The following is a 25,531-nucleotide window of genomic DNA, read 5'->3' as shown; positions in this document are numbered from 1 at the left end:
GGGTGAATAAACCATGACATTGAAAGAGTTATTGGTTGGTTTCGGCACCCAGGTGCGCAGTATTTGGATGATAGGCATGCATGCCTTCGCCAAACGCGAAACCCAGATGTATCCGGAAGAACCGGTTTACCTGCCGCCGCGCTACCGTGGCCGCATCGTGCTGACGCGCGATCCGGACGGCGAAGAGCGCTGCGTGGCTTGTAACCTGTGTGCGGTTGCCTGCCCGGTGGGCTGTATCTCGCTGCAAAAAGCAGAACAGAAAGACGGCCGTTGGTACCCGGAGTTCTTCCGCATCAACTTCTCGCGCTGCATTTTCTGCGGCCTGTGCGAAGAAGCTTGCCCAACTACCGCGATCCAGCTGACGCCGGATTTCGAAATGGGTGAGTTCAAGCGTCAGGATCTGGTGTACGAAAAAGAAGATCTGTTGATCTCGGGGCCGGGTAAATATCCGGAATATAACTTCTACCGGATGGCCGGTATGGCGATTGACGGCAAAGCCAAGGGCGAAGCCGAAAACGAAGCCAAACCGATCGACGTCAAAGGTCTGTTGCCTTAAGGAGCCAGCAAGCATGGAAATTGCCTTTTATCTGGCAGGTTTTATTGCGGTGATCTCGACAATTCGCGTGATCTCGCATACCAATCCTGTGCATGCGTTGCTGTATCTGATCGTTTCGTTACTGGCGATCTCTGCAGTCTTTTTCTCACTCGGCGCGTACTTCGCCGCGGCATTGGAAATCATCGTCTACGCCGGCGCCATCATGGTGTTGTTCGTGTTCGTGGTGATGATGCTGAACCTCGGCAACGCGGTGCAGCAGCAAGAACGCGATTGGCTGAAGCCGTCGGTGTGGATCGGCCCTGGCATCTTGTCGCTGGCGCTGTTGGCGGTGCTGATTGTCGCTATCCGCAGCGTGTCCGATCAGGGCATCAGCGGTGAGATGGTTGATGCTAAAGCGGTGGGGATCAGCCTGTTTGGTCCTTACGTTCTGGCGGTTGAGCTGGCTTCAATGCTGCTGTTGGCAGGTCTGGTTGTTGCCTTCCACATTGGCCGTGAGCACAAACCGGGTGAGGTGTTGAGCAACGCCCCGGCCAGTAGCGAAATGGCGAGAAGAAAATCGGAGGAGCAAGCATGATCCCTCTTCAACATGGCCTGATCCTGGCGGCGATCCTGTTCGTCCTGGGTCTGACCGGGTTGCTGGTCCGTCGCAATCTGCTGTTTATGCTGATCAGTCTGGAAGTGATGATCAACGCCGCAGCATTGGCGTTTATCGTTGCGGGCAGCTACTGGGGCCAACCGGACGGGCAGGTGATGTATATCCTGGCGATCAGCCTGGCAGCCGCCGAGGCCAGTATTGGTCTGGCATTGCTGCTGCAGCTTTACCGTCGTCGTCATACCCTGAATATTGATACTGTCAGTGAGATGCGCGGATGAACCTATTATATTTAACTATTCTGCTACCGCTGATCGGGTTCCTGCTGTTGGCCTTTTCCCGTGGCCGCTGGTCTGAGAACACCTCGGCAACCGTCGGCGTAGGCTCTATCGGCCTGGCTGCTCTGGTCACGGTCTATGTGGGGATGGATTTCTTCGCCCAGAAAGCCACTGGCGTGCAGTTGTTTGAGCAAAGCCTGTGGAACTGGATGAGCGTCGGGAACTTCAACATTGGCGTGACCCTGACGCTGGACGGCCTGTCGCTGACCATGCTGTCAGTGGTGACCGGCGTGGGCTTCTTCATCCACATGTTCGCTTCCTGGTACATGCGCGGTGAAGAGGGCTACTCACGCTTCTTCGCTTACACCAACCTGTTTATCGCCAGCATGGTGATATTGGTACTGGCAGACAACCTGTTGCTGCTGTACCTGGGTTGGGAAGGCGTGGGCCTGTGCAGCTATCTGTTGATCGGCTTCTATTACAAGGATCCGGCTAACGGTGCGGCGGCGATGAAAGCCTTCATTGTGACTCGTGTCGGTGACGTGTTTCTGGCGTTTGCGCTGTTCATTCTCTACAACGAGCTGGGCACGCTGAACATTCGCGAACTGATGATCCTGGCACCGCAAAAACTGGCGATCGGCGATACGGCGATCACCTGGGCTACCCTGATGTTGCTGGGTGGTGCGGTCGGTAAATCGGCGCAGTTGCCGTTGCAGACCTGGCTGGCAGATGCGATGGCGGGCCCAACCCCGGTTTCCGCACTGATCCACGCGGCGACCATGGTGACCGCGGGCGTTTATCTGATTGCCCGTACTCACGGTCTGTTCCTGATGGCGCCGGAAGTGTTGCATCTGGTGGGGATTATCGGGGCGGTGACTCTGGTGCTGGCTGGCTTTGCCGCGCTGGTGCAGACCGATATCAAACGCGTACTTGCCTACTCCACCATGAGCCAGATTGGCTACATGTTCCTGGCGTTGGGCGTGCAGGCGTGGGATGCGGCTATCTTCCACCTGATGACCCATGCGTTCTTCAAGGCGCTGCTGTTCCTGTCCTCCGGTTCGGTGATCCTGGCCTGCCATCACGAGCAGAACATCTTCAAGATGGGTGGCCTGCGCAAGAGTATTCCACTGGTTTACGTCTGCTTCCTGGTGGGTGGTGCTGCGCTGTCGGCCTTGCCGCTGATCACCGCAGGCTTCTTCAGTAAGGATGAGATCCTGGCCGGTGCGATGGCTAACGGTCACATCAACCTGATGATTGCCGGTCTGATCGGTGCGTTCATGACCTCGCTGTACACCTTCCGTATGATTTTCATCGTGTTCCATGGCGAAGAGAAAATCAAAGCGCATGCCGGTAAAGGCATCACTCACCACCTGCCGCTGTTGGTTCTGCTGGTGCTGTCCACCTTCGTTGGCGCGATGATCGTTCCGCCACTGCAGGGCGTACTGCCAGACACCACCGAGCTGGCGCACGGTAGCGTACTGCAATTGGAGATCACCTCCGGCGTAGTGGCTATTGTCGGCATCCTGTTGGCGGCGGCACTGTGGCTGGGCAAACGTAGCCTGGTGACCCGCATTGCCAAGAGCGCACCGGGACGTTTCTTCTCGACCTGGTGGTTCCATGCCTGGGGCTTCGACTGGCTGTACGACAAAGTGTTCGTCAAGCCGTACCTGGGTATTGCGAAGTTGCTGCAGCGTGATCCGCTGAACTCGATGATGAATCTGCCGGCCATCTTCTCCCGCTGGGGGAACCGAGGTCTGACAGTGAGCGAGAACGGTCAGGTGCGTTGGTATATAGCGTCTATGGGTGTGGGTGCAGTGGTCGTATTGGCTCTGTTGATTCTGGTTTAATTGAATAATTTAAACAGACGCATTTTTCGGGCGTAGCGCCCTGCAGGGCAGGCGCTACGTACAAAGTTTGAAATTATTCGTATAAGGGACACAAAACGCCATGCTATTACCTTGGCTAATTCTTATCCCCTTTATTGGCGGTCTGCTGTGCTGGCAGTTTGAGCGCTTCGGTACTAAGGTGCCGCGCTGGATTGCGTTGATCGCAATGGGGCTGACATTGGCGCTTTCTCTGTATCTGTGGATGCAGGGTGGCTACACATTGACTACGCCGAAAGGCATTCCGCAGTGGCAGTCTGAATTCCTGCTGCCGTGGATCCCACGCTTTGGTATTTCCATCCACCTGGCGCTGGACGGCCTGTCACTGCTGATGGTGGTGCTGACCGGCCTGCTGGGCGTGCTGGCGATCCTCTGTTCCTGGCGTGAAATCCAGAAATACCAGGGCTTCTTCCACCTGAACCTGCTGTGGATCCTGGGTGGGGTAATCGGCGTGTTCCTCGCCATCGACATGTTCCTGTTCTTCTTCTTCTGGGAAATGATGTTGGTGCCGATGTACTTCCTGATTGCGCTCTGGGGTCACAAGGCGTCGGATGGGAAAACCCGCATCACTGCGGCCACCAAGTTCTTCATCTATACCCAGGCCAGCGGTCTGGTGATGCTGATTGCCATTATGGGCCTGGTGTTCGTGCACTATAACGCGACCGGCGTGTGGACCTTCGATTACGAAGACCTGCTGCAGACGCCAATGTCGCACAACGTGCAATACCTGTTGATGCTGGGCTTCTTCATTGCCTTCGCGGTGAAAATGCCTGTGGTACCGCTGCACGGCTGGTTGCCTGATGCGCATAGCCAGGCCCCTACCGCAGGTTCTGTGGACCTGGCGGGGATCTTGCTGAAGACCGCGGCCTACGGCATGTTGCGTTTCAGCCTGCCGCTGTTCCCGGAAGCGTCGCACGAGTTTGCGCCTATCGCCATGTGGCTGGGTGTGATCGGTATCTTCTACGGCGCCTGGATGGCGTTTGCGCAGACCGACATCAAGCGTCTGATTGCTTACACCTCGGTTTCCCATATGGGCTTCGTGCTGATCGCCATCTACACCGGCAGCCAACTGGCTTACCAGGGCGCGGTGATCCAGATGATTGCGCACGGCCTGTCTGCGGCCGGTATGTTCATCATCTGTGGCCAGCTGTACGAACGTCTGCATACCCGTGACATGCGTGAAATGGGCGGCCTGTGGGGACGTATCAAATACATCCCTGCGCTGTCGCTGTTCTTCGCAGTGGCGACGCTGGGGATGCCGGGTACCGGTAACTTCGTCGGTGAATTCATGATCCTGTTCGGCAGCTACCAGGTTGTGCCGGTGATCACCGTGATTTCTACCTTCGGTCTGGTGTTTGCTTCGGTTTACTCGTTGATCATGATGCAGCGCGCCTATTACGGCAAAGCCAAATCTGACCAACCGTTGCCGGGCATGACCGCGCGTGAGCTGTTTATCATTCTGCTGCTGGTGGTGTTGCTGGTTCTGCTCGGGGTTTACCCGCAGCCGATTCTGGATACTTCCAATGCGGCGATGAGCAACGTGCAACACTGGTTTGGTTCGTCAGTTTCAGCAATTTCAACAACAAGGCCGTAATTCGCCATGACAATAACTCCTCAACAACTGATCGCATTGTTACCACTGTTGATCGTCGGATTGACGGTGGTGGTTGTGATGCTAGGCATTGCGTGGCGACGCGACCACTTTATCAACGCCACCCTGACCGTGATCGGTCTCAACCTGGCGCTGCTTTCACTGTACTTTGTTGGCCAGGTAGGCCCAATGGACGTCACCCCGCTGATGCGGGTAGACGGCTACTCGATGTTCTATACCGGGCTGGTGATACTGGCGAGTCTGGCGACCTGTACCTTTGCCTATCCTTGGCTGGTCGGTTACCCGGACAACCGCGAAGAGTTCTACCTGCTGGTGCTGATTGCGACCATGGGTGGCATTCTGCTGGCGAGCGCCAACCATCTGGCGTCGCTGTTCCTCGGTATTGAACTGATCTCGCTGCCGCTGTTTGGCCTGGTGGGCTATGCCTACCGCCAGAAGCGCCCGTTGGAAGCGGCTATCAAGTACATGTTGCTGTCCGCTGCCGCGTCGTCATTCCTGCTGTTCGGTATGGCGCTGCTGTATGCGGAGTCCGGTGACCTGTCACTGGCCGGTCTGGGCAAAAGCATGCAAGAAAACATGATGCACCAGCCGCTGATCCTGGCGGGTATGGGCATGATGATTGTTGGTCTGGGCTTCAAGCTGTCGTTGGTACCGTTCCAACTGTGGACGCCGGATGTGTATCAGGGGGCGCCTGCGCCGGTTTCAACCTTCCTGGCGACCGCCAGCAAGATTGCGATCTTTGCCGTAGTGATGCGTTTGTTCCTGTATGCACCGGCCGCCGACAACGAAGCGCTGCGCATGGTGCTGTCAATCATTGCCGTCTGCTCAATTTTGTTCGGCAACCTGATGGCCATCAGCCAGACCAACATCAAGCGACTGCTGGGTTACTCGTCGATCGCCCACCTGGGTTATCTGCTGGTGGCGCTGATTGCGGTGCAAACCCATCAACTGTCGCTGGAAACCGCCGGGGTTTACCTGGCCGGTTACCTGTTCAGCAGCCTGGGTGCGTTCGGCGTGGTCAGTCTGATGTCCAGCCCGTACCGTGGCCCGGACGCCGATTCACTGTTCTCCTACCGTGGTCTGTTCTGGCATAAGCCAATTCTGTCTGCGGTCATGACGGTGATGATGCTGTCACTGGCCGGTATCCCGATGACCCTGGGCTTTATCGGTAAGTTCTTTGTTATCGCGATGGGTGTCAGTGCTCACCTGTGGTGGTTGACCGGCGCAGTGGTGCTGGGCAGCGCCATCGGTTTGTACTACTACCTGCGTGTGACCGTCAGTCTGTTCCTCAGCGCGCCGGAAGCGCTGCAGCGCGATACCCCGAACAACTGGGCGTTGACCGCAGGCGGTGTGGTAGTGCTGATCTCCGCCGCGTTGGTGCTGCTGTTGGGGGTTTATCCGCAGCCGCTGATTACGCTGGTGCAGATGGCACAGCCGATGTTCTGATTGGCATAAAGGCAGTAAAAAAGGTCGCTTCGGCGACCTTTTTTGAGTTTGATGAAGTAGTCATTGAAGCCGAGATACCCGGGCCTAGCGCACCGAGGGGCGCTCCGGCGGGCAAGCCGCTACGACCCCTTCGGCACGCTCTCCCTAATAACGGGCTTTGTCAGCAGTCTGAGGTCGCTTCGGCGACCTTTTTTTATGGGGCGGGAGATCAGCCGGGATTGTTTTTAAACGAGGTTTCCAACGCCTGTACGACGGCGCGCACCCGCGCAGCGCGCTGCAGGTCGGGGTGCAGCACCAGCCAGATATCCACCCAGTCCTTATTTTCCGGGAAGATGCGCACCAGGTCCGGATCCTTATCCGCCAGGAAGGAGGATAACAGGCCGATACCCAAACCGCTCCGCGTCGCAGAACGCAGCAGCAACTGCGAGTTGCACTGCAAAACGACGTTGGGATCGATCAGCGCCTCGCCACAGAAATCATTCCAGTGGCGGGGTACCAGTTCACGTGGGAACATCAGCAGATCGTGACCGCGCAGATGGTCGCCCTTGGTCGGCAGGCCGTGTTTGTCAAGATAGTCTTGCGTAGCGTACAACCCCATTTCGATGGTCGCCATGCGTTTGATAATCAGTTCATCGGACTCGGGCCGTGCGCCGCGGATCGCCAGATCTGCCCCACGGTAGGAAATATCAGAGATATTCACCGCCGTCAGCATGGTGACGGTGATTAGCGGGTGTTGCTCCCGCAGTGCTTTCAGCGCCGGGATGACAAAGGCCTCGGCCATGGTATCGGTGGTGGCGATGCGCACATTGCCGCACAGGCTGTCGTCGCCGCTGGTGGCTTTACGGCCAATCGCCTGCACGGCGTTTTCCATATTCATGACGTCCGCCAGCATTTCCTCGCCCAGGGGGCTGAGGGAAAATGATTTTGGTGTGCGGATAAACAGCTTGGAGCCGAGGCTCTCTTCAAAAGCGGTAATGCGCCGTCCGACGGTGGCCTGGTCGACGTGTAGTTCATTGGCGGCCTTTCGTAAAGTGCCGCAGCGTGCTACTGCCAGGAAGAAGCGTGCGTCATCCCAATTCATCATGCCATTTCCTTTGTACAGGCTTATCGGCCTTGTCGATGTTCATTCTTGCGCAACCGTACTGGCTCTGGTTTAGGCTGCAAATGGAGCCTACGTATCATAATTATTTATTATGTTTCAGGATATGAATAAATGCATCAACGTGAAGCAGTTTTGCATCTTTATTTTTACCCGACAATCTTTATGCTTATCAACGTTTATGCTGTGATCTGGCGCACATTTCGTGCCAGTGTTACCCTAAACGCATAAACAGATGCGTATGAGAGCCTGTCTCTGTTGGCTAACAGCCTGGTGGGATCGACTCTGAATCAGGTAGGCCTACCACGACTGGACATTAAAAATGGAGTCTCACGCAGAGAAGTTATACACCCCCGTTGCACTGGCAACTGCGGACGGTGTCAGGGTTATTGCAACGCCCGGCGCGAAAGCGGCAGAGCAAAGTAACGCTGATGTGATTATCCAGAGTCTTGAAGCACGCGGCATTCAGCACATATTCCTGGTACCCGGCAAGCTGGTGTACCCACTGATTAAATCCATTGAACATTCAGCCATTACCGGCATCGTCGGTGCTCATGAAACCGCCTGCGGTTTTATGGCCGATGGCTACGCCCGCGCTAACCGCAAATTTGGCGTCTGCCTGGGTATCTCCGGTCCCGGCACCATGAATTTCCTGCCGGCAATGGCTGCTGCACAGGCCGATAAAATCCCGGTGCTGTATCTGGCTGGCGGGATCGCCACTTATCATGAAGCGCAGGGCGCTTTCCAGGACGGCAGCAATAGCGGCATCGATGAGCTGACTATCGTCAAACCACTGCTTTCCGCCGCCATAGAAGTGAAAAATAACCTTACGTTGCAGCACGAGCTGCGGCGCAGTTTGTCCTGCCTGAACACCCAGCGTAAAGGCCGCGCTTATTTAAGCGTGCCGGTTGATATGCAAAAGAAAGGGGTGGCCGGTAATTATGAAGCCAGCCCGCAGCGTACGCCGCAGTGCCGCGAAGCAGCGATCGACCAGCTGGCGCTGGAGCAGGTCGTGGACGATTATCTGCTGCGCGGGCTGAATGTTGCCTGTCTGGTGGGAAACCGCATGAATAACCCGCTGGATGCTGCACTTTTGTTGCGCCTGGCGGAGAAATACCGTTTGCCGGTCGCTACTACGCTGTCCGGCAAGGGCGCTTTTCCCGAAGGACACGAACTGGCGCTGGGGCTGTATGGCTTCGCTGGCCACACTCGGGCGGTGGAAACCATCAATGGCGACGAAGTCGATGTGCTGTTGGTGCTGGGCTGCGATCTCAGTCAGCGCGACAGCCTGAACTGGAACCCGCGGCTGCATGGCACCAAAACGCTGGTGGTAATTGATGAAGATTTTGACAAGGTCAGTTCGCACTATCAGCCGGACATGCAGATTTTCTCCAGCCTGACCGGCACGCTGCACCACCTGTTGGATGCAGTCAGCGATGAAGATGCGCATTTGGCCGGTATTAAAAGCTTGCGCAATGGATGGCTCGAACAGGTGCGTTCACTGCCGCTGGAGCAACAACGGCCCGATTTACAGGCGCGTCTTGCCCTGGGTGAAGCCAATATGTACCCCGGCGATGCCATCAAACGCATTCGCAGCCGCATGAACCAGGATACTAACGTGGTGGTCGACTCCGGTGCGCACCGGATCTTTATGGCACATCATTGGCTGGCCAGCGGGCGTGGTGATTACCATACCTCAAGTTCCCTGGCACCGATGGGTTGGGCGATTTGTGCCGGTATTGGCATCAAGCTGGCGGCGCCGCACCGTGATTGCGTGGTGGTCACCGGCGACGGTTGCATGCTGATGCACGGCATGGAGATCCAGACTGCGGCTCGCTATCAGGTCAAGATGACCTTTGTGGTGATGAATAACTGCGCCCACGGTGCGATGCACATAGATACCTTGCAGAACCGTGGTGTCTCGGCGGACTATACGGCGCTGCCGAATCACAACTGGAAGGCCTTCGCCAACAGCCTGGGGGTTTCTTCTGCCAAAGCGGCCACGCTGGAAGAGCTGGATGAGGCGTTAGCCGCTGCGGCTGAGCACGAAGGACCGTTCCTGATAGAAGTGTTGGTAGGTAATCATGTGGCGCCTAATCGATACTATGCCGAGAGCATCGTAGAATACGAGCAGCGTATCAAAGGCTTGTAAGGACGTAGTCCACAAACTGCGGGAGCCGTCATTATTGCTTTTGTATCACGCCATTCTATTTTGTTCACAGTAGTCATGGAGCGATAACAATGTATAAACTGGCACTTCTGGCATTAATGATGGCATTTCAGGGCTATGCCCAGGCCGCTGACGATCACGGCGAAGGCATTACCAAAGAAACCCTGCTGAAAACCGAGACCTCGTGGGAAGGTTCGCCGTACCAGCATTATCCGGCCGGCGCCCCGCAGATCACCATGTTGAAGGTCACGGTGGAGCCGAACAAGGTGCTCGCCTGGCATACCCATCCGTGCATTAGCGCGGTGTATATGACCGGTGGCAGCGTCTCACTGACGGTTAAGAAAACCGGCGTGAAGCACACCTTCAAGCAGGGCGACTCCTTTACCGACACGGTAGATATCGTGCATCAGGGCGTTTCCGGCGATAAAGGTGCCGAGATGCTGGTATTCTTTGCCTGCGCCGATAACAAGCCCTTGACGGTGAAAGCCGCCGAATAATATCCCCGGCATTTTTCAAGCTACAGCGTTGTCGGTTGCATTACCTGTAGGGGGTGAATACATTCGCCCCGTTTTATTTTATTGCCCGTTGGGGCGGTATACCGAGGGAATCATGGTTGCTTTGTGGATGGTTGTCGCCAGCGGGTTCTTTGCGCTGATGGGGGCCAGCATCAAACTGGCTTCGGCCAAAGTCGGCTTTTTCGACATCATTTTTTACCGCTCTGTGATTAACGTGCTGATCGTCGCGGCGTTAATTCAGGTTAAAAACCTCGGTTTTCGCACCCGGCACCTGGGTCTGCATATGAAGCGCGCCGCCATCGGTAATGCGGCGATGTACTGCGGTTTCTATTCGCTAATCCACCTGCCGATCGCCACCGCCACCACGCTGGGCTACACCAACCCGATCTTCCAGTCGGCGATCGCCTTTGTGACGTCGAAAGGGCAGTTGACCGGCAAGCTGCTGTTCTCGGTGCTGCTGGGCTTTATCGGCATTGTGGTCCTGCTGCGCCCTGATACGCCGAACGGTGAGTATGCCGCCACGCTGATCGGCCTGTTTTCTGGCTTGTTGACCGCGCTGGCCTATTTTAACGTCGGCAAACTGGTGCGCAGTGGCGAACCGGAACTGCGGGTGGTGTTTTACTTCTCGCTGGTGGGCACCCTGGTGGGTGGCGTGATGACGACGGTTGTGGGCTTCACCACGCTGGATAGCGCCATGATGCTGTGCGTTGGTGCCATCGGCGTTTTTGGCAGCCTGGGGCAGATCACCATGACCCGTGCCTATGGCAGCGGAAACGCGGTGATCGTCAGTATTCTGTCCTACAGCACCATCATTTTCTCCACGCTGCTCGGCTATTTGCTGTTTGGCGAGACGCTGTCTTATATTGCCGCGGGTGGTATGGCGCTGATTATACTTTCCGGTGCGCTGGCTATTTTAAAACGCGCGCCGGCGAAGGTCGCCAAGGCCGAAGCGGTGTAGTTTTGCATGCAACAGAATGCATTAATGAATCACTATGATGCATTCTTGGCTATTTTGACGGTTATACCCGAAAGGTATGATAAACGCGTCTCCTGATGAGTTTGGTTTTCAGGGTTTAGTGTTTATCCAGATTATTTCGGGAGAGAAAAATGTCTGAAGGTGTGGCTGTTGATGAAGCGGATAAAGCGAATTCGGGCACGTCGCATTTTGCCATCCTGTTATTTTTAGCCTTGGCATTAATGTCTGCATTGCTCAACAGCAGTGCGCCGACGCCGCTTTATCCGCTTTATCAACATGAGTTGGCGTTAAGCTCGGTCAGCCTGACGGTTATTTATGGTGCCTATGCCGCCGGTGTGCTGATCTCGCTGTTCGGCGTGGGCAACATGGCCGGTAAGGTGAAAGACCTGCGCAGCATGATAGTGCCGGCTTTGCTGGTGGTGCTGGCCGGGGCCTTGTTGTTCTCGATGGCTGATTCGTTTTTGATGATGTTTATGGCGCGTTTACTGGCCGGGATTGGCACCGGGGCATTGACCGGAGCGGCCAATATTGCATTGGTGCGTTTTGGGCCGAAAGACGGCGGTAAGAATGCGGCGCTGATTGCCACGCTGTCATTCACCACTGGTCTGGCACTGGGACCGATTTTCAGCGGTGTGGCGCTGCAAACCGGGTTCCATACCACTTCGTTGCCGTTCATTATCATTATGGCGGTGGCCGCCGTGGCCGCGCTGGGCGTGATGCTGAAATGGCCGGTTGAAGCCGTCGCCGTGCCGTTAAGCGGGGCGCAGGGGAGTGATGCCGCAGCAGAGAAAAGTTCGTTGGCTGACGGCCTGCGCGCTACCGGCGGCAAGTTCTACCTGTGTGCCAGCGCGTTGTTTATCTGTTGGGCGGTGGCCGCCAGTATTCTGGCGATCGGTCCGAGCGTGTCGGAAAAGCTGTTGGGTATGCATAGCCGCGGCATTTACGGCTATGTGATTGCGGTTTACCTGGTGATAGCCGGTATCAGCCAGATCCTGAGTCGCCGCGTTAATGCGCGCCACTCGCTGATGTTTGGTTGTCTGGCGCAGGCGTTGTCGGTGGTGGTGTTTGCCGAAGCCATTCAGATCAACTCGTTGGGTCTGGCCAGTGCCGGCATGGTGATTGCCGGTTATGCCTACGGGGCTATTTTTGTCGGCAGTGCCACGCTGGTGAACCTGATTTCACCGAAGGCCAGCCATGCCAGACTGATTTCACTGTTTTACGTTATTGCTTATATCGCCAACTGGGTCCCGATCCTGTTGGGGATAGTGATCGACCATGCCAGCCTGCATCTGGCGGTCAATCTGTTATTTATGGTCAGTGCCGTGGTGTGCTTAATTTTGAGCTTCATGGTGACCCGTGCGGGCTTCCCGCGCTGAGATACCCGTCGCCTTCCAAGCTGGATGTCTGATTGACTGAAACTTGAAGTTGGTAGGGTATAAGTCTCTAGTCGCTGCGCAATGTGGCGATCCGATTTCCCTGGTGTTGTTGTGTGTCATTTCCAGCGTGCTTGCCACGCTGGTTTTTTTTGTGACAAATTCCACAACTCTGTAATTACCATGTTTCTCATTACATGTTTTATGTGAATTTCATCACATAATATTGCCGATTTTCGAGTAAACTGCGCGCTTTCTCTGCTGCGGGTCGGTTTATGAACGTTATTTTTGCCATTGCTGTGACGACCGGGATCTTGTCCGGCGTGTGGGGCTGGGTGGCGGTTAGCCTGGGGCTGATCAGCTGGGCCGGTTTCCTGGGCTGTACGGCCTATTTTGCTTGCCCACAGGGCGGGCTGAAAGGGTTGTTGATCAGCACGCTAACCTGTTGCAGCGGGATTTTTTGGGCGATGGTGATCATTCACGGCAGCGAATTGGCGCCCGCTTGGAGCATGCTCGGCTACCTGTTGACCGGTGCGGTGGCCTTCCTGATGTGCATTCAGGCCAGGCAGCAGTGGTTGGGGTTTGTACCCGGTACCTTTATTGGCGCCTGCGCCACCTTCGCCGGTGGCGGTGACTGGCCGCTGGTCACCCTGTCCTTGCTGGTGGGGTTGGTATTCGGCTACGCGATGAAAAACAGCGGCCTGTGGCTGGCGGCGCGCAAAGATAAACCTAAACAGACAACGGCTGTTACCGAGCATGTTAACCGCTGATTTAAATGGTGCCGCCGAGTGAAATGCGGTAGTGCAGGTCAACGCGCTCAATGCATGGCACCCCTTTGATGCGTTTCAGCAAGATCTCTGTGGCGACCTTGCCCATATCAAACCTTGGGGTGATTACGCTGGCGATCCCCGGCGTGGTAGCCTTACCGATATCCAGACCGTGAAAACCTGACAGGGCGATATCCTGCGGGACCTTCAGCCCGAGCCGCAGACACGCCTGCAATACGCCCACCGCCAGATCGTCATTGGTGCACAAGATAGCGTCCAAATCGGGGTAGAGCTGTCGCGCCATCGCCAGCATGTCGGAGCCGACCGAGACCGACGACACCCGATGCGGTGTGATTTGCCGCGGCATCAACCCCTGCTTCTCCATCGCCCGGCAATAGCCCTGGAAACGTTTGGTGTCGCGTGCGTCGGACATGGCGCCAAAGTAAACCACCTGACGTTTACCGCTGGCGAGCAGCGCTTCGGTCATGTCAAAACCCGCCTGATAGTTATCGAACCCCACGGCGATCCGCCCCTCAGGCCCTTCAAGATCCATGACCTGCGCCACCGGGATTTTTGCCGCCGCCAGATATTTTTCCGCCCGCAGAGTGTGCTCTGAATCGGTGAGGATCAACCCGGCGATCGGGTAGGCGAGCAACTGGATAATGTGCTCTTCTTCCCGCTGACGACTGTAGTCATAGTTCACCACCAGGGTTTGATAGCCGTGCTCCAGCGTGATGGATTCGATACCGGCCAGCAGATCGGCAAAAATCTGATTGTTGAAGGAGGGGATCAACACGCCAATGCGCGGTTTTTGAGTTGAGCGCGCTTCATCGCTGTCGGTGAAGTTAACTTCTTTCATCACCAGGGCAATTTTCGCGGCGGTTTCGGCCGCCACCTTTTCCGGCGTACGCAGATAGCGGCTGACGGTCATTTTGGTCACACCGGCGAGCAGTGCAATGTCCTGCAGCGTGACGCGTTGGTTCTTCATTCAGGGGCCTTAACAGGGTGGAGCGGAAAGATGGCTAATTCTGCCATGTTAACAAATCGATCTGGTGATAACAATCGGCGCCGTAAAGTATAAAGTTCATGTTTTTCAATTGAATATGGTAATTTCCTGCCCCGAGCGAATGCGCGGCTTCACGTTAAAGGTAACAGCTTTTAGTAACACTGTTTTAAGTGATCTTTATCACGTTTTTACCGACGACGATCCGCTGAGATAGGCGTCAGTCCTATCCAAATGCTATTGCCGGGGAACGTTATGAACACCTTATTTTCACTGGATAACAAAAAAATACTGATTACCGGCGCTTCTCGCGGCATTGGTTTTCTGCTGGCTCGTGGGCTGGCGCAGTATGGCGCCCATATTCTGGTCAATGCCACTACTCAGGAAAACGCCCAGCGTGCGGTTGAAACACTGCGCCGTGAAGGGTTCCGCGCCGATGCGGCGGCTTTCGACGTCACCGACTCACAGGCTATTCATGCCGCGATAGAAAAAATCGAGGCGGAAAGCGGTGGGATTGATGTGTTGATCAACAACGCCGGTATTCAGCGCCGTCATCCGTTTACCGAATTTCCGGAAAAAGACTGGGACGACATTATCGCCGTCAATCAGAAGGCGGTATTTATGGTGTCACAAGCCGTAGCGCGCCATATGGTGCAGCGCCAAAGTGGCAAAATTATCAATATCGGCTCGATGCAGAGCGAACTGGGCCGCGACACCATCACGCCGTATGCCGCCTCCAAAGGTGCGGTAAAAATGTTGACGCGTGGCATGTGCGTGGAGCTGGCACGCTACAACATTCAGGTCAATGGTATCGCACCGGGCTATTTCAAAACCGAGATGACCCAGGCGCTGGCGGATAACCCGGAGTTTACCGCCTGGCTGACCAAGCGTACCCCGGCCGCCCGCTGGGGCGATCCGCAGGAGCTGATCGGCGCGGCGGTGTTCCTGTCGTCCAAAGCCTCGGATTTTGTTAATGGTCATCTGCTGTTTGTCGATGGCGGCATGTCCGCTGCGGTCTAGCCGCCTGCTCAAGGGAAAATCATGATGAAAATTCAAACCCAATCCTGCGTGGTAAACGGCAAATATGACGTGGAAGTCGTGGAGCAGGAAGTGGATTATCAGGGGATCGGCACGCTGGTGAAAATCACCCGTGGCGGCATCTGCGGTTCCGACCTGCATTATTACCAGGAAGGCAAAGTCGGCAGTTTTCAGGTGCGGCAGCCGATGGTGCTCGGCCATGAGGTGATCGGCGAAGTGGTGGCCAGTGATACCGCGCGGCTGCCAGTGGGGCAGAAGGTGGCGTTAAACCCCAGCAAACCCTGTGGACAGTGCAAGTATTGCCTGGCGAGTCAGCAAAACCAATGTACCCAAATGCGTTTCTTCGGCAGCGCGATGTACTTCCCGCATGTTGACGGCGCCTTTACTCAGTACAAGGTGGTCGATAGCGCCCAGTGCATTGCCTTCGATGCCGATCGTGATGAAAAGGTGATGGTGTTTGCCGAGCCCCTGGCGGTGGCGATCCACGCGGCGAAACAGCCGGGTGAGGTTAAAGGGAAAAGGGTGTTTGTTTCCGGTGTTGGCCCGATTGGTTGCCTGCTGGTGGCGGCATTGAAGGCGCTGGGCGCCGACGACATTGTCTGTGCCGATCTCAGCCCGCGTTGCCTGGATATTGCCCAGAAAATGGGGGCGACCCGTTGTCTGCATGCTGGCAATGACGACTTTAGCCTCTATCAACAGGAAAAGGGGTACTTTGATATCGCTTTTGAGGTTTCCGGCCACCCACTGTCGTTGCAACGTTGTCTGGAAGTCACCCGCGCCAAGGGCAGGGTAGTACAGGTGGGTATGGGCAGCAGTTTCCCGGACTTCCCGCTGATGTTGCTGATCGCCAAGGAGTTGACTCTGCTGGGATCGTTTCGTTTTGTTGAAGAGTTTGATTTGGCGGTGGCCTGGTTGGCCGAGGGGACCGTCAATCCGTTGCCGCTACTGTCTGCCGAGTTTGATAATCAGCAACTGGCACAGGCGTTGGCTTTTGCCGGTGACAAGAGTCAGGCGGCCAAGGTACAGCTGGTGTTCTGATTTTAGCCGATAGTCTGATGGCGAAGAGCGGTGATCCTTGTCTATAGTTAAGGGCCGTTTCATTTTTTATCACGGAGAACTTAACATGGCGAGAAATACGGATGCGGATCAAACCACGCTCGATGACGATCTGAGAATGCTGAGCGACACGCTGGAAGAAGTGTTGAAGTACTCCGGCGATCGTGCCGATCAGGCCTATATTGACATCAAGGCCCATGCCGAAGAGGCGTTGAGCGAGGTCAAGTCACGGCTGGCTGACTCTACCGAGTCCTACTATGCGCGGGCCAAGGACGCGGTTTGCCGCACCGACGGTTACGTGCGTGAAAACCCTTGGCACAGCGTGGGCATCGGCGCGACGGTCGGTCTGGTACTGGGCTTGCTGCTGGCGCGTAAATAACGCCTGTCAGAAGGTGGGCGCGGCAACCGCCGCGCCCTGACATTTACTGCCCCAGCGTGACCTCCACCTGATGGATTTTGCCATCATCCAGCAGCGTTATCACGGCCTCCGGCTGTTTTTCACCGTCTACAGTCACCTGCGCATCTCCCTGTCCCTGGCGGACAATCAACTGATACTCGCTGCCTCCTTCCCGATAGTTAACCGTCACCTGCGGCCAGTCGGCCGGCAGACGGGTGTTGACGGTCAGCCGATCGCCATGGCGTTTTAGCCCCAGCAATGACTCGAGGATCAGCCGGTACATCCAGCCAGCCGAACCGGTATACCAACTCCAGCCGCCACGGCCAACATGCGGTGCCACCGCGTAAATATCGGCGGTGACCACGTAAGGCTCGACCTTGTAGCGCTCGGCGGCGGTGCTGTCCAGGCTATGATTGATCGGGTTGATCAGCGCCATCAATTCCCAGGCGCGTTCAATATTGCCCATCTCGGCGAAGGCCATCACCGCCCATACGGCGCCGTGGGTATACTGGCCGCCATTTTCCCGCACGCCGGGCAGATAGCCGCGAATATAGCCCGGATTAGGGCCGTTGCCGTCAAACGGCGGAGTCAGCAATTTGATCAGACCGGCCTGATCGTCGACCAGATGTTTGTCCAGTGACTGCATGGCCTGCAGGCTGCGTGGCTGATCGCCGGCCCCGGACAGCACTGACCAGCTCTGGGCGATGGCATCGATACGGCACTCGGCCGACTGATGAGATCCCAGCGGTTCCCCACTGTCAAAATAGCCCCGGCGATACCATTCGCCGTCCCAAGCGTGGTCGCGCAGATTATCGCGCAGGGTGGCGGCCTGTTGACGACATTGCGTGGCAAGGTCGGCGTCGTTACGGCGTTGCGCCAGTTCGCCATAGCGCTGCAGGATATGGAACAGGAAGAAACCGAGCCACACGCTCTCACCGCGGCCCTCCAGGCCCACCATATTCATACCATCGTTCCAGTCACCGGCGCCCATCAGCGGCAGACCGTGTTCGCCGAAGGTCAAGCCGTGTTTCAACGCTCGCACGCCGTGCTGGTACAGGGTTTCCTGCGTTGCACTCAGGGCCGGCTGTTCGTAGGAAGATTCCTCGCCCGGCGCCAGCTTGCGCGCCTCCAGATAACCCACCCGTTCATCCAGAATGCTTTGATCGTCGGTGGCGTCCAGATAATGACAAATCGCCAGCGGTAGCCACAGATAGTCATCTGAACAGCGCGTGCGCACCCCATTACCCTGTGGCGGGTGCCACCAGTGCTGCACGTCACCTTCGACAAACTGACGTGAGGCGCACAGCAGGATCTGTTCTCGCAGGCGCTCAGGGGCGGCGTGGGTCAATGCCAGCGTATCCTGAAGCTGATCGCGGAAGCCAAAGGCACCGCCGGATTGGTAGTAACCGCTGCGCGCCTGAATTCGGCAGGACAGGGTCTGGTACAGCAGCCAGCCGTTGGCCAGCAGATCGACGGCCGGCTGCGGCGTGCCGATCTGCACCTTGTTGAGAATGCCGTCCCAATGCGCTGCGACCTGCTGCAGTTCATCTTGCAGGCTGTCTTCCCGCAGGTAATTTTGCAGCAGCGCCTGGGCCTCATCGGCGTTTTGCCCCAAGCCGAGGGCGAATACAAAGCTGCGCTGATCGCCGTCGATCAGACTGATGGCCGACTGCACGGCGCCACAGGGATCCATGGCTGCGCCGACCTTGCCAGACAGCCGCCGCAGCTTCAGCACTGCCGGATTGGTTAGCGAGCCATTGCGGCCAATGAATTCACGCCGATCGCCGCTGATCGAACAGTGCACACCGGTCACGCCAAAGAAAGCCGTGCGTTCCGATCCGCTGCTGCCGTAGTGGTTGGTGGCCAGGATCCCGCAGCCGCTCTCGAGCGTTGCCGCCTGGGTGACGATGTGCATGGCGGATTTTTGCCGCAGATCGCCGAGGATAAATTCCACATAGCCCGTGGCAGACAGCTTGCGCGTGCGCCCGGAGGTGTTGGTCAGCGTCAGCAGGAACAGTTTTACCGGTGCCTTTTTGGCCACCAGCACGGTGAGCTGGCTGTCGATGCCGTTTTCGCGGTGATCAAATACGCTGTAGCCAAAACCGTGGCGGGTCAGATAGTGACCGCGGCCGCGGGCGGGCAACGGGGTGGGTGACCAGAAATGCCCATTCTCTTCATCACGCAGATAGAAGGCTTCCCCGCTGCGGTCACAGATCGGATCGTTATCCCACGGCGTCAGTCGGTATTCATGGGCGTTTTCGTACCAGGTGTACGCCTGACCGCTTTCCGAGATCACCGAGCCGAACATTGGGTTGGCGATCACGTTTGACCAGGGCGCAGGGGTGATCTTGCTTTCATTCATCGCAATCACATATTCACGGCCATCCTCCGAGAAGCCGCCGAGACCGTTATAGAACTGCAGTGCGTCAATGGCGGGCAACTGCGGCGAATGCAGGTTACGCGGCAGATTGTCCACCGTGGCCAGTTTCGACGAGGCGGTCACCGGCGACAGCGGTTGCTGCAGAATTTGCGGCAGTTGCAGGCGCTGATTGAGCTGTTCGGTCAGTCCACCGCGGCGATCGTCGAGATAAATCCGCGCCACGCTGAGCAGCAGGCGGTGATCATCCTGTGACATATGTTCGCTGGTGCGCACGAAGATGCCACCGGGCTTATCGGTCTGGGTGGATTCCATCCCGGCGGCGATCAGGCTCATGATCTGATTTTGCAGTTCCTGGCGGTAGCCGCCGACGTCTTCGTTGAGGATAACCAGATCCACCTGCAGACCTTTCAGACGCCAGTAGTTGTGCGCCTGGATCAGTTGCTGCACCAGCTCGATATTTTCACCGTCGGTGACGGTCAGCAGCACAATAGGCAGATCGCCGGAGATCGAATGTCCCCACAGCCCTGACTGGCCACGGCGGTTTTGAATGATCTCGTTGCTGGCAGCGCGCATTTCCTGTGCCGGGAACACCACCGCGCTGGCCAGGCGGTTGAACAGGTTGGCGTCTTCCTCATTGGCATTCAATTGACGCAGCACCACCTGGCTGTGTGACCAGGCCAGTTCAAACACGCGGTCCGCCAGATGACGATCGCGGTACTTTTCCAGCATCGCCAGGCTGCTGACACGGTCTTCACAGACGCCATAGAAAATATCCAGCGTCAGCGGCACATTCGGTTCCAACACCACGCGCTGGCGAATAGCGATGATTGGGTCAATCACCGGACCGGCACTGTTGCTCAGCGGTGCATTTTGATACAGCGCCTGGGGGTTGGCCGGGGTACGGCCACGGCCGATAAACTTGGCTCGGTCGGTTTCAAACGACGTTTGGCTGGTGCGGCCCTGTACCGTCATCATGTGCAGCAACCACGGGCATTTCTCTTGCGGTTCGCGTGGGCGGCGGTGGCACAAAATAGCGTCCTGATCCGCCAGCAGCTCGGTTTGCACAAACAGGTTGCTGAAGGCCGGGTGAGCCAGATCGTTGCCGGCCGGCGCCAGCACCACTTCCGCATAGCTGGTGACTTCGATAGTCCGCGGCTGTTTACCACGGTTGATCAGCGTCACCCGGCGTAGCTCGATATCATCCTCCGGCGACACCACGATCTGCGTTTTGACCGACAACGCGCCCTGCTGGCGCTGGAACTCGGCGCCAGCATCGTTGAATACCGCGCTGTACCCCTTGGCGGCACCGCCGATCGGTTGCCAGGTATTACTCCATACCTCGCCGGTTTGCGGATCGCGCAGGTAGCAGAAAGCGCCCCAGTTATCGCAGGTGGCATCTTCACGCCAGCGGGTCAGCGCCAGGTTCTGCCAGCGGCTGTAGCTGCCGCCCGCCTGGGTCAGCATCAGGTGATAATTGACGTTGGACAGCAACTGCACTTCCGGGATCGGCGAGTCCACCCGGTTGAATTCGCGTGCGGCGAAACTGGCCGGGGTAATGGTGCCCTCATGGGTTTCGAAGTGGCGGCGGGTGCTGTACAGCTCAACCGCATCCGGCACCCGTTCCTGCAGCAGCAGGCGTGTCGACTGGAATGCCGGATAGTCAGCAAAGCGCGCCACCATCGGCGCATCCAGCAGCAAGTGCGACAGGGCAAGGAAACTCATGCCCTGATGGTGCGCCATATAAGAACGGATAATCACGTACAGCTGACCACGGCTGAGGCGGGCAGTGGTGTAATCCAGCGCCTCGTAGAAACCATAGCGGCCTTTGGCGCCGTTTTGTTCCAACGTGACCAGGTTATTGCAGGCGGCGTGCGGATCGACAATCAATGCCATCAGCGTGGCGTAAGGTGCGACCACCATATCGTCACCCAGCCCGCGTCTCAGGCCCAGTCCGGGCACGCCAAAGGCATGATACTGATAGTTTTGATCGGCATCGAAGCCAAAGTAGCCGGATTCGGAAATGCCCCAGGGCACGCCGCGCTCCTTGCCCCAGGCAATCTGCCGTTCCACCGCCGCCCGGCACATTTGCACCAGCAGCGAATCAGGATAGGCGGGCATCACCAACTGCGGCATCAAGTATTCAAACATCGAACCGCTCCACGACATCAGCGCCGGCTCACGATCGATCACGGTGAATAAGCGGCCAAGCGCAAACCAACTGCGCTGCGGTACCTGGTTAGTGGCGATAGCGACGTAGTTGGTCAGGCGGATCTCCGATGCCAGCAGATCGTATTTACTGCTGTCCATGCGGTTTTGATCGCAGTTAAAGCCGACGGTCAATAAATGGGTCGATTCGTCATACAGGAAGTGGAAGTCCATCTGCGCCATTTTTTCCAGCCGCTGCTGCAGGCTGTACAACTGGGTCAGCCGTTCCTGCGCCAGGGCGCTGGCTGTCTCGAGTTGGCCCTGCTGCTCCGGCGACAGTTTCAAGGTTCCCGGTGGGTTAGCCAGCCAGTGCAGGCTGGGCACCTGTTCCAGTTCTGGCAGACCGTCGCTCAGCCAGTCGCACCACTGCGCCCATTCGGCACAGAGCTCATTGAGCTGTTGATGCAGTGCACCGGCCCAGCGTTGGGTTTCCTCATCGTGATTCAGTGCCAGCTCTTGCAGCCCGTTGCTGTAATTGCGCATGGCATTCAGCTCCGCCAGCAGGACGGCAGGGTGGCTGTGGTGCGCTCGCTCCCAGTGGTTGCGCAGCTTCGACAGGTTTTTCGGCGCAGCGTCGCCCCAATGTTGCTCCAGCAGTTGCAAACTGTCGCCCAGCCCGGCCAGTATTTGTTGCGGGTCAATGATCGGTTGGTGAGCCAGTGCCGGCAAGCCGGCGCTGAGGGTCAGCAGGTGACCGGCCAGGTTGCCGCTGTCGACGCTGGAGATATAACGCGGGGTCAGAGGTTCCAGCGTGCGAGTGTCGTACCAGTTGTACAGGTGGCCGCGATAGTGTTCCATGCGGTCGAGGGTATTGAGCGTCAGTTCGATACGCCGCAGTGCCTCACTGAGCGTCAGATAACCAAAGTCATAGGCAGTGAGGTTCGCCAGCAGCGACAGCCCGATATTGGTCGGTGAAGTGCGGTGCGCGACTACCGGTTCGGGTATTTCCTGATAGTTATCCGGTGGCAGCCAGTTTTCCTGTTGATTGACGAAGGTATTGAAGAAGTCCCAGGTCTGGCGGCTGGTATGGCGCAGGAAGCGCCGCTGTTCATCGTTAATGGTGGTTTTGCTGCGCTGGGGTTCGTGGCTGAGATAGCACAGCAGCAGCGGCGCCAGCATCCACAGAGCGGCCAGCGGCAGAGTGATAAACAGCGCCATCGGGTTATGCATCAGGGTGAAGAACAGCAGCACCAGGCCGGTCACCGGATTGATCCACATCGCGCGGTAGAAGTTTTTCAGCGTGACCTGCTGGCGGGCTTTGGATTGATCGTAACTGGTCCACTCCTGCAGGTTGCGTTGAGTGATCAGCAACCGCCAGAGGGTGACGGCAATTGCTTTCAGGCTGTACAGCGTTTCATGCGGCAGCGTGGCCAGCCGCAATCCAACTTGCGACAGTCGGCGCAGTGAGCCTTTCAGCGCCAACAACAGGTGCTGCAGGAAAGGTCTACGAGGCGGTTTGTGCACGATGTCCTGCACCAGCGCCAACAGGGTCGGCAGCAGCAGAATAATGGCGAACACCGCCAGCCAGTAACGGGTATTCGGCAGCCAGACGAAGCCGCAAAACAGCAGCAATAGCAGGCTGGGTGCCGTCAGGCTGCGACGCAGGTTATCGAACAGCTTCCAGCGTGACAGGGTACTCAGCGGGTTGGCGGTACGGCTGCCGTCTGCGGTTTTCACTCGTGGCAGTAGCCAGTTGAGCAGTTGCCAGTCACCGCGTATCCAGCGCGAACGCCGCGCCACGTCTACCAGATAATTACTGGGATACTGTTCATACAGCAGCACGTCGCTCAGCAGGCCGGAGCGGGCATAACACCCCTCGAGCAGATCGTGGCTCAGTACCAGATTAGGCGGACAGGTTCCCTTCAGACTGTGTGAGAACACGTCTACGTCGTAAATCCCCTTACCGATAAATGAACCTTCGCCAAACAAATCCTGATAGATATCCGAGGCCATCAGCGTATAGGGGTCGTTGCCCGGCGTACTGCTGCACAGCGCGGCATAACGGCCCTGGCCATAGCTTGGGATCTCCTCGGCCATGCGTGGCTGCAGGATGGCATAACCTTCCACCACCCGTTGCTGACGCGCGTCATACTGGGGTTGATTGAGTGGATGGGCCATGGCGGCAATCAACTGGTGGGCGCTTTCACGCGGCAATACGGTATCGCTGTCCAGGGTGATGACGTACTTGACGTTTTTCAGCACTTCCAGCCCGTCGCCAATCTGGGTGCAGAAGGCGTTGCCACGGTTGCGCAGCCAGTCGTTCAGCGCATTCAGTTTGCCGCGTTTACGCTCCAGCCCCATCCACACGCCCTGTTTTTCGTTCCATTCACGGTTGCGGTGAAACAGGAAAAAATGGCTGGGCCCTTCACAAGGGTAGCGCCCGTTCAACGCCTCCATCTGCCGGCTGGCATAGGCCAGCAGTTCGGCATCGTCCGCGTGCTGCTGTTGCGGGGCATCGTTGAAGTCGGTAAGCAGGGCAAAGTGCAGATGTTTCATCGCGTTGCCCAGATAACAGACTTCAAGTGCATTGATCAGCTTATCGACGTCGCTTTTACTGTCAATCAGCGTCGGTATCACCACCAGACTACGGAACTCGGCCGGAATGCCGCAGGAGAAATCGAGCCTCGGAAGCGGTTGTGGGGTGCGGCTGCGGGTAGTGACTTCGCTGAGCAGGTTTAGTACGAATTGGCTGATGACGAGCGCCATGGGGAAAAATAACAGCGCCAGCCCCCAACTGATGCCGGTGCTGTAAGCGTGGCGCAGCAGCTCGGCGCAGCAGGCGGTGGTGATCAGGCTCAGGCTGCCGAGCCAGGAAAGCAGCGGCGCCTGACTCAACGCATGCCGCAGGCGGGTAATACGGCCGAGGTGCACATCAAGTTGCTGCTCCAGCTCCGGGCGGCCATCATCAATCAGGTAATAGCCGATGTGGTTGCAACGTGGATCGCTGGAGGGAATTTCAGCCGCAATGCGCGCCATATTCAGCACATGCTGGGCGACCTGCACCTCATTGTGCGGGCAATGCCGTGCCAGCATTTCAATCACGTGGCGGTAGTTGTCGCGGGTGGTGAAGTGCATCAACGGGTAAACCCCGGCCGGATCCTGCCGCAGGGTTTGTTCCACCTGGCTCATGGTTTCGACAAATTCAGCCCAGTCCATTTCGCTCAGTTGGCGCAGGCCGGAAATACTGTTGCTGACCGACAGCTGGCTGACCGCCAATTGCTGGTTAAAGCGGTGGATCAATTCGTCGGAAGTCAGGCCGACTTCCGCCAGGCGCTGCTCCACCCAAGTGAGCGGCAACGCCAGCATGGTGCCGTGACCCTGCAGGCGGCGAACCAGCTCGGCGACGAAGGCACTGGTGCGCGGGGGATTGGATCGCGCCATGTCGGCAATCACCACGATCAGATTGGCCGGATCGTTTTCCGCCGATTCCAGCATTTTAGTCACCCAACTGTCGGCCAGATTGCGCTCCTGCTGCGCCTGGGCCACCTCAACACTGACGCGCCGCAGGTTTTCGATCAACGCCAGGCGCAGCATACCAGGCAGCGCCCAAAGTTCACCCAATGTCAGATTGGCTTCTTTTTGATAGGCGGCGATATAGCGCGTGAGGCTCTCGGCATCCCAGCGGCCGTCGCCGTGTGCAATGGCTTCTGAAGCGATGTCATAGATGCGTGGACAGTTATGCGGTGCACTCAATTGCGGCAGGCCGCGCCCGAAGGTTTTCGGCAGATGATGGCGCACGACGCGGATTTGTTCTTCGATCAGATAGTAGTTATCCAGCAGCCATTCGCCGGCGGGGGTCATGCTGGCTTTCTTGCCATTGCTGAGTTGATGGCAGCTTTCCGCCAGGATGCGTTCATTATCATCCAGTCGTTTCAGCAAGTAGTAGGGAGTCTTACGCGTCGCCAGCTTGTGGGAGCGCGCCAGACGTTGGCCATAGCGCTCCATTTGATCGACAGAAAACAGCTCGGCCTTGATCGTTCCGCCGCTAGGCTCGGGTTCACCCTTGCCGCGCCGGGCTGGTAAAGATTTTACTTTCGTTGTTCTTCGTTGTTTTTTTAACCAATTGATTAGTATTTCTTTCACACAAAAGCTCCTTACATCTGACCCAAAGGGCAGCCGGTGAAACCGCTGGGAGATCGTGAATATCCTGTTTTTAGCGCCGGTCAGATTTGGCGTGGGTTCGCA

General features: G+C 57.2%; 17 protein-coding genes. 14 read left to right on the top strand and 3 right to left on the bottom strand.

Going from position 1 to position 25,531, the window contains the following annotated elements; translation table 11 throughout:
• Positions 1 to 13: 13 nt before the first annotated feature.
• The 6 genes from nuoI to nuoN all read left to right on the top strand — a co-directional run bounded on the left by nuoI (position 14) and on the right by nuoN (position 6,367).
• The gene (nuoI, locus tag F8R23_RS07985) at positions 14 to 556 is read left to right on the top strand and encodes an NADH-quinone oxidoreductase subunit NuoI (protein WP_006317994.1); all 543 of its coding nucleotides are present in this window, start codon (positions 14 to 16) and stop codon (positions 554 to 556) included.
• A 13-nt stretch (positions 557 to 569) separates the two neighbouring features.
• Entirely contained in the window at positions 570 to 1,130 is a 561-nt protein-coding gene (gene nuoJ, locus F8R23_RS07980; RefSeq protein WP_085117771.1) for an NADH-quinone oxidoreductase subunit J, read from the top strand.
• On the top strand, positions 1,127 to 1,429 hold the full coding sequence (gene nuoK / locus F8R23_RS07975) for an NADH-quinone oxidoreductase subunit NuoK (protein WP_012146014.1): 303 nt from the start codon (positions 1,127 to 1,129) through the stop codon (positions 1,427 to 1,429). The genes nuoJ and nuoK overlap by 4 nt, the downstream gene beginning before the upstream one ends.
• On the top strand, positions 1,426 to 3,273 hold the full coding sequence (gene nuoL, locus F8R23_RS07970) for an NADH-quinone oxidoreductase subunit L (RefSeq protein ID WP_099061605.1): 1,848 nt from the start codon (positions 1,426 to 1,428) through the stop codon (positions 3,271 to 3,273). The genes nuoK and nuoL overlap by 4 nt, the downstream gene beginning before the upstream one ends.
• Before the next feature lie 100 nt (positions 3,274 to 3,373).
• Complete coding sequence (gene nuoM / locus F8R23_RS07965; protein ID WP_112348848.1) at positions 3,374 to 4,903, top strand: NADH-quinone oxidoreductase subunit M; 1,530 nt, start codon at positions 3,374 to 3,376, stop codon at positions 4,901 to 4,903.
• Positions 4,904 to 4,909: 6 nt separating this feature from the next.
• Complete coding sequence (nuoN, locus tag F8R23_RS07960; RefSeq protein WP_112348849.1) at positions 4,910 to 6,367, top strand: NADH-quinone oxidoreductase subunit NuoN; 1,458 nt, start codon at positions 4,910 to 4,912, stop codon at positions 6,365 to 6,367.
• Positions 6,368 to 6,575: 208 nt separating this feature from the next.
• Here nuoN and F8R23_RS07950 read toward each other — a convergent pair whose 3' ends face one another.
• Entirely contained in the window at positions 6,576 to 7,451 is an 876-nt protein-coding gene (locus tag F8R23_RS07950) for a LysR family transcriptional regulator (protein WP_129936555.1), read from the bottom strand.
• A 337-nt stretch (positions 7,452 to 7,788) separates the two neighbouring features.
• On the opposite strand from F8R23_RS07950, the gene F8R23_RS07945 reads away from it, so the two are divergent.
• The 5 genes from F8R23_RS07945 (at position 7,789) to F8R23_RS07925 (ending at position 13,270) form a co-directional block, all read left to right on the top strand.
• Positions 7,789 to 9,618 carry a thiamine pyrophosphate-binding protein gene (locus F8R23_RS07945; RefSeq protein WP_129936554.1) on the top strand — a complete coding sequence of 610 codons (1,830 nt, stop codon included), beginning with the start codon at positions 7,789 to 7,791 and terminating at the stop codon, positions 9,616 to 9,618.
• Between the two features lie 89 nt (positions 9,619 to 9,707).
• On the top strand, positions 9,708 to 10,133 hold the full coding sequence (locus tag F8R23_RS07940) for a cupin domain-containing protein (protein ID WP_099061600.1): 426 nt from the start codon (positions 9,708 to 9,710) through the stop codon (positions 10,131 to 10,133).
• A gap of 112 nt (positions 10,134 to 10,245) precedes the next feature.
• On the top strand, positions 10,246 to 11,109 hold the full coding sequence (locus tag F8R23_RS07935) for a DMT family transporter (protein WP_099061599.1): 864 nt from the start codon (positions 10,246 to 10,248) through the stop codon (positions 11,107 to 11,109).
• Between the two features lie 149 nt (positions 11,110 to 11,258).
• Complete coding sequence (locus tag F8R23_RS07930; protein WP_129936552.1) at positions 11,259 to 12,503, top strand: MFS transporter; 1,245 nt, start codon at positions 11,259 to 11,261, stop codon at positions 12,501 to 12,503.
• Positions 12,504 to 12,775: 272 nt separating this feature from the next.
• The gene (locus tag F8R23_RS07925) at positions 12,776 to 13,270 is read left to right on the top strand and encodes a DUF1097 domain-containing protein (protein WP_099061597.1); all 495 of its coding nucleotides are present in this window, start codon (positions 12,776 to 12,778) and stop codon (positions 13,268 to 13,270) included.
• Between the two features lies 1 nt (position 13,271).
• On the opposite strand, the gene F8R23_RS07920 is transcribed toward F8R23_RS07925, so the two are convergent.
• Positions 13,272 to 14,255 (bottom strand): LacI family DNA-binding transcriptional regulator, encoded by a 984-nt coding sequence (locus tag F8R23_RS07920; protein WP_112348853.1) that lies wholly within the window; start codon positions 14,253 to 14,255, stop codon positions 13,272 to 13,274.
• 270 nt (positions 14,256 to 14,525) lie between these two features.
• Here F8R23_RS07920 and idnO point away from each other — a divergent pair, with 270 nt between their 5' ends.
• The 3 genes from idnO (at position 14,526) to elaB (ending at position 16,743) form a co-directional block, all read left to right on the top strand.
• Entirely contained in the window at positions 14,526 to 15,290 is a 765-nt protein-coding gene (gene idnO, locus F8R23_RS07915) for a gluconate 5-dehydrogenase (RefSeq protein ID WP_085117744.1), read from the top strand.
• Positions 15,291 to 15,314: 24 nt separating this feature from the next.
• Positions 15,315 to 16,346, top strand: coding sequence for an L-idonate 5-dehydrogenase (idnD, locus tag F8R23_RS07910; RefSeq protein WP_165366412.1), 1,032 nt, complete (start codon positions 15,315 to 15,317; stop codon positions 16,344 to 16,346).
• An 85-nt stretch (positions 16,347 to 16,431) separates the two neighbouring features.
• Positions 16,432 to 16,743 carry a stress response protein ElaB gene (gene elaB / locus F8R23_RS07905; RefSeq protein ID WP_112348855.1) on the top strand — a complete coding sequence of 104 codons (312 nt, stop codon included), beginning with the start codon at positions 16,432 to 16,434 and terminating at the stop codon, positions 16,741 to 16,743.
• 43 nt (positions 16,744 to 16,786) lie between these two features.
• Here the strand turns inward: elaB and F8R23_RS07900 are convergent, their stop codons facing one another.
• Positions 16,787 to 25,429, bottom strand: a complete 8,643-nt coding sequence (locus tag F8R23_RS07900) for a glycoside hydrolase family 94 protein (RefSeq protein WP_151415466.1) — start codon at positions 25,427 to 25,429, stop codon at positions 16,787 to 16,789.
• Positions 25,430 to 25,531: the final 102 nt, after the last annotated feature.

It is taken from the genome of Serratia proteamaculans, from assembly GCF_008830365.1.
Classification (GTDB): Bacteria; Pseudomonadota; Gammaproteobacteria; order Enterobacterales; family Enterobacteriaceae; genus Serratia; species Serratia proteamaculans.
This window is presented reverse-complemented; position numbering and strand designations above follow the sequence as displayed.